This is a genomic window from Mycobacterium zoologicum, from assembly GCF_020181635.2.
Classification (GTDB): Bacteria; Actinomycetota; Actinomycetes; order Mycobacteriales; family Mycobacteriaceae; genus Mycobacterium; species Mycobacterium zoologicum.
The window spans coordinates 1-4,539 of record NZ_JAYJJS010000063.1; the positions used below are offsets into that span (position 1 = coordinate 1).

Genomic DNA, 4,539 nt, shown 5'->3' on the forward strand with positions numbered 1-4,539 from the left:
TACCAGCACGGGCCACCCCGATGTCGGCATAACCGGAAGATCGGAGTAATGGGTTCTGCAGCGCTGCCAGGCCGCTCCGGGCAGCGTGGCGCCGATCGCGGCAACTAGACCGGCGTGGGCATCGCTGGTCACCAAAGCCACCCCGGACAGGCCGCGGGCCACGAGATCGCGGAAGAACGCCAGCCAGCCCGCGCCGTCTTCGGCGGTGCTGACCTGAACACCGAGGATCTCGCGGTAGCCCTCGGCGTTGATCCCGGTGGCGATCAGGGTGTGCACGCCGACCACGCGGCCGGCTTCGCGGACCTTGAGCACCAGCGCATCGGCAGCGACGAACGTGTACGGGCCGGCGTCTAGCGGTCGGGTGCGGAATGCCTCCACCTGCTCGTCGAGTTCTTGGGCCATGATCGACACCTGCGACTTGGAAAGCCGTGTTACGCCAAGGGATTCGACCAATCGTTCCATTCTTCGGGTGGATACTCCGAGCAAGTAGCAGGTCGCGACCACCGAGGTGAGCGCACGTTCGGCACGTTTGCGGCGCTCCAGCAGCCAGTCCGGGAAATAGCTGCCCTGGCGCAACTTGGGGATGCCCACGTCGATGGTGCCGACCCGGGTGTCGAAGTCCCGGTGCCGGTGCCCGTTGCGGCTGTTGGACCGTTCGTCGCTGCGCTGGCGGTAGCCCGCCCCGCAGATGGCGTCGGCCTCGGCGGCCATCAGAGCGTGAACGAACGTCGACAGCAGCCCGCGCAGCAGATCGGGACTGGCAGCCGCGAGTTGATCAGCCAACAGCTGCTCGGCGTCGATAAGGTGGTCGTTGGTCATCGCGTTGTTCTCCTTCGAGTGACTTTGCCGGTCGTTTCGAAGAATCACGCGATGACCGCCCCCTATCGGGCTATGACACGCCCACCAGGCCTACCAGCCCGTACACCACGCCCTTGGACGCAACTCAGGAACGAACCCCGGGGGTGCCGCGTCCCTTGGCTTGAGGACCTTATGCGGGGCAGCACGCCCACCGGCATCTCGGGCGCCGCGGGTGCAGCGGTGGCGTTCAACTCACCGCGGCAAGGTGGGTCTCCTGACGCTCACCAAGGGGCACAGTTGTACATCAACAGTTGCATCGAGTTCCGCATTATGGACGTGATCCTCACTATGTTAACGGTAACTCGTAAAAATACAGCTATCAGCAAGTTAACTGGCTCTTCCCGATCGGGAGTGCGTGGGCGGGTGCGGTGCTGACGGGGTGAGGCTGGGGATGTAGGCGGGCCCTGGGTGTGAAGATGAGAGCTCCTACACACACATCTCACGACCACAGGACCCAATGTCTGAGCCTACGTGCCTTGTTGCCGACACCATCTGCCGAACCGTCGAGTTGGGGGTGACGATCACCGGCGCGGCGATCGCCGACGAGCTGACCTGGATCGACTGCGGCCCGGTCGAACACGATCCGACCTGCCCGAAATGCGGTGGGACTGGGCGTCTGCGTGATCACGTCGAGCGGGTCCTGACCGATCTGCCGGTGGTGGGGCATCCGACGCGGCTGCGGGTGCGCGTGCCGCGCTTCACCTGCGGCAATGGGGACTGCACGGTGACGATCTTCAGGCAACGCATGGACCGGGTCGCGGTACCGAAGGCATCGACCACTCGCCGGTGTGCCCGCTGGATTCTGCAGCGGTTGGCCATCGACAAGATGTCGGTCTCGGCAGTCGCCAAAGCCCTCGGATTGGGCTGGGAGACGGTGAACACCGTGGCGGCCGAGCTGACCCGTGAGCTGGTCTTCGGCTCACCGGGCCACCTCGAGGGGGTGCGCTACCTGGGCGTCGATGAGCACAAGTGGAAGCACTGCCGCGGCCAGGGCGAGGCCGACTTCGTGACCGTGCTGGTCGATCTGACTCCTGTCATCGACGGCACCGGCCCGTCACGGCTACTGGACATGGTGCCCGGCCGATCAGCCGCAGTGCTCAAGGCGTGGATTGATAAGCAGGATGCGAACTTTCGCAGCCGGGTCAAGGTGGTGGCGATGGACGGGTTCGCCGGCTACCGCACCGCCACCGCTGATGCCCTACCTGCGGCCCGGGCGGTGATGGATCCGTTCCATGTCGTGCATCTGGCCGCCGACAAGCTCACCGCCTGCCGCCAGCGCATCCAGCAGGACACCTGCGGGCATCGCGGCCGCACCGGTGATGCGCTCTACGGGATCCGCCGCATCCTGCTCACCCGCACCGACCTGCTGACCGACAAGCAGAAGGCCAAGCTGAACAAGGCTCTCGTGGCCCATGATGCGCATGCGGCCGTGGAGGTCACTGCCTGCTACTACCAGGACCTGATCGGCGCCTACGCCAACCCGGATCGGCGGGCGGGCAAGCTGGCGATGTTCAAGTGCCTCAAACGAATCCGATCTGGACTACCGAAGGGGCTGGAGGAGTTGGCGCAGCTGGGCCGCAGCCTATGGAAACGCCGCCGCGAGATCCTGGCCTACTTCGATGTCGGTGTCTCCAACGGGCCCGTCGAAGCCATCAACGGCCGCCTGGAACACCTACGCGGCATCGCCCTGGGATTCCGCAACCTCAACCACTACATCCTGCGGTCCCTGATCCACTCCGGCCAGCTTCAAGACCGGATCAACGCACTCTGAATCGGGAAGAGCCAGTTAACTCACATTTTGCCTCCGCTCACCGGATCATCGGCCGCCGGCGAGACTCAAAAAGCCAGGTCAGACATATTTTCCGGCGAGCAGGGCGCCGCCCGCAACCGGCTGGGAATTCCCGCCGGAGGCGGGAATCTGGGCAATGAACGTGTCGCAACCCAGCCGCGCATGAACGGAACCTTTGAAAATCTGAGGGTCACCAGATAGTTTGCTCACAGCCATCGGCGTGCCGTGCCCTTGGTCGCAGACATCTCACCGAGGGGGCCGCGTGTCCAATAACCGCCGCAAAGCAGGCGACAGCTATGAGGCACGCCTCGACCGCCTCCGGGACGAAGGCGTCCGCTATCAGGCACGCCTGGATCGCAACAAGCGCATTGAGAAGCGAGCATCGGTCACTGCTGTCGCCATCTTCCTGGCGATGCAGACCCACCCGATCATGGGCCTGGGCACGGCGCGCGCCGACATCATCGACGACATGATGGACCCGACGGTCGTGTTGGGTCCCTACGCTGTCGACCCGGGTGTGGACTCCACGCTGACGAGCGGCATCGCAGCCGCAGACTTTGACTTCCCCGGCAGTGCCGGGGCGCTGCCGCCCGGGGTTCCGCCCACACCCGACTGGGTCGGCGCCCAGGACCCCTTTGCGTTCTGGTTCAACGCCGAAGTCTGGGAGCCGCTCCACACAGCTCTGCAGGACTGGATTGCCAGCCCGTTCGGCCAGCAGGTCGACGCGTTCATCAACGACACGCTGGGTCCGCTGTCGGGGACGTACCCGGGTGGTCAGTTCAGTGGATTCTGCGGCCTGATCTGCAACGGCGACGACGGCACGGCGACCGATCCGGACGGTGGCAACGGCGGCCTGTGGTTCGGCGACGGCGGCGACGGCTGGAACAGCGACCAGATCGGCGTGAACGGCGGCAACGGCGGTGACGCCGGGGCATTCGGCAACGGCGGTGACGGCGGGATGGGCGGCCTCGGAGCCAACGGCGGCAACGGCGGCAACGGCGGCGAGAACACGGGTACCGGCGGTGACGGCGGGGCCGGCGGAGCCGGCACCTACCTCAACGGCGGCAACGGCATTGGCGGCAACGGCGGCAACGGCGGCGGCGCGGGCGCGGCCAGTGACCTGTGGGGCATCCTGGCGATGGGCAACGGGGGCAACGGCGGTCCCGGTGGCGTGGGTGCAACGAGCACCTCGCCCCTGCTGCCCGGCGGTGCCGGTGGCAACGGCGGCAACGGCGGTCTGAGCGGCAGCCTGGTCGGTCAGGGCGGCCACGGCGGAGTGGGCGGCAACGGCGGGTGGGGTGCCAACGGTCCCCACAGCAACACACCCGGTGTGCCCGGCGGCAACGCGAGTGCGGGCGGCGCCGGCGGCAAGGGTGGCAATGGCGGTGCGTCGTTCCTGTTCGGTACCGAGGGCGACGGCGGCAACGGCGGCGCCGGTGGTGACGGCGGCAATGGCGGCATCGGTGGCCCAGGTGCCTACGGCGGCTACGGCGGCGCTCAGGGTGACGGTGGCTACGGCGGTGTCGGCCTGCACAACGGTGTGAGCGGCCCCTCCGGCTCGCCAGGGGTGAGCGGCCCCGGCGGTCCGGGTATGACCGGCGACACCGGTCCTGCCGGTCCGACGGGCGACACCGGACCTACTGGTCCGACGGGTGACACGGGTGCCACCGGGGCGACCGGGGACACGGGTGCGACCGGGGCCACGGGCGCTACGGGTCCGACGGGCGCTACCGGGGCTACGGGTGACACCGGTGCGACTGGTTCGACTGGCGCCACGGGTGCTACCGGGGCGACTGGCGCGACCGGTGCCACCGGGGCGACGGGTGCCACTGGTGACACCGGTGCGACGGGTGACACCGGTGCCACGGGTGACACCGGGGCGACTGGTGACA

At 67.4% G+C, this 4,539-nt stretch carries 4 protein-coding genes; 2 read left to right on the forward strand and 2 right to left on the reverse strand.

Annotation, left to right across the window (positions count from 1 at the left end):
• On the reverse strand, nt 1–819 hold an 819-nt coding region (locus K6T84_RS23650), incomplete at its 3' end, for an IS256 family transposase (RefSeq protein WP_329786972.1).
• Nucleotides 820–1,315: 496 nt separating this feature from the next.
• Between K6T84_RS23650 and K6T84_RS23655 the strand changes: the two genes are divergently transcribed.
• Nucleotides 1,316–2,629 carry an ISL3 family transposase gene (locus K6T84_RS23655; RefSeq protein WP_224863215.1) on the forward strand — a complete coding sequence of 438 codons (1,314 nt, stop codon included), beginning with the start codon at nt 1,316–1,318 and terminating at the stop codon, nt 2,627–2,629.
• 78 nt (nt 2,630–2,707) lie between these two features.
• On the opposite strand, the gene K6T84_RS23660 is transcribed toward K6T84_RS23655, so the two are convergent.
• Complete coding sequence (locus K6T84_RS23660) at nt 2,708–2,863, reverse strand: hypothetical protein (protein ID WP_329786973.1); 156 nt, start codon at nt 2,861–2,863, stop codon at nt 2,708–2,710.
• A gap of 46 nt (nt 2,864–2,909) precedes the next feature.
• Between K6T84_RS23660 and K6T84_RS23665 the strand changes: the two genes are divergently transcribed.
• A partial coding sequence (locus tag K6T84_RS23665; protein WP_408066025.1) for a PGRS repeat-containing protein occupies nt 2,910–4,539 on the forward strand: 1,630 nt, incomplete at its 3' end.

Excerpts from the sequence above, each read along its gene's own strand:
- K6T84_RS23660 (WP_329786973.1), bottom strand. The coding sequence starts at position 2,863 with ATGGCTGTGAGCAAACTATCTGGTGACCCTCAGATTTTCAAAGGTTCC.
- K6T84_RS23655 (WP_224863215.1), top strand. The coding sequence starts at position 1,316 with ATGTCTGAGCCTACGTGCCTTGTTGCCGACACCATCTGCCGAACCGTC.